Annotated in this window: 1 protein-coding gene; it reads right to left on the minus strand. The window is 60.8% G+C overall.

Annotated elements, in window-relative coordinates; translation table 11 throughout:
* Positions 1–64: 64 nt before the first annotated feature.
* A partial coding sequence (locus EN893_RS36340; protein WP_245490984.1) for a pyruvate dehydrogenase complex E1 component subunit beta occupies positions 65–742 on the minus strand: 678 nt, incomplete at its 5' end.

The following is a 742-nucleotide window of genomic DNA, read 5'->3' on the forward strand; positions in this document are numbered from 1 at the left end:
CTTCCATCGTGGGCGACAGGGCCGGCATGGTGATGTTGATTGGCATTTTGTCCTCCCGCCCGGTTCAGCGATACGTGACGGCTTTGACCGCCTCGATGACTTCGCCGACATTCGGCAACGCCAGCTTCTCGAGGTTCGCCGCATAAGGCATCGGCACATCCTTGCCGGCGATGGTGATGACCGGCGCGTCAAGAAAATCGAAGGCGCGCTGCGACACCTGGTTGGCGATATGGTCGCCGACCGAGTTCTGCGGATAACCTTCCTCCACCACCACCAGGCGGTTGGTCTTCTTGACCGAGGCGATGATGGTGTCGAGATCGAGCGGCCGGATCGTGCGCAAGTCGATGATCTCGGCATCGATGCCAAGGCCACGCAGTTCCGCTTCAGCCTTGACCGCATAGGTCATGCCGATGCCGAAGGAGACGATGGTGACGTCCTTGCCTGATTTATGGATGCGCGCCTTGCCGATCGGCAGCACGAAATCGTCGAGCTTCGGTACGTCGAAGGACTGACCGTAGAGGATTTCATTCTCGAGGAAGATGATCGGATTGGGATCGCGGATCGCAGCCTTCAACAAGCCCTTGGCGTCAGCGGCGGTGTAGGGCATCACCACTTTCAGGCCCGGAATGTGGCTGTACCAGGCGGCATAGCACTGCGAGTGCTGAGCGGCGACGCGTGCGGCGGCACCGTTCGGTCCACGGAACACGATCGGCGCGCCCATCTGGCCGCCGGACATATAGAG

Origin of the sequence: Mesorhizobium sp. M7A.F.Ca.CA.004.04.2.1, from assembly GCF_004022825.1 — a bacterium.
GTDB lineage: Bacteria > Pseudomonadota > Alphaproteobacteria > Rhizobiales > Rhizobiaceae > Mesorhizobium.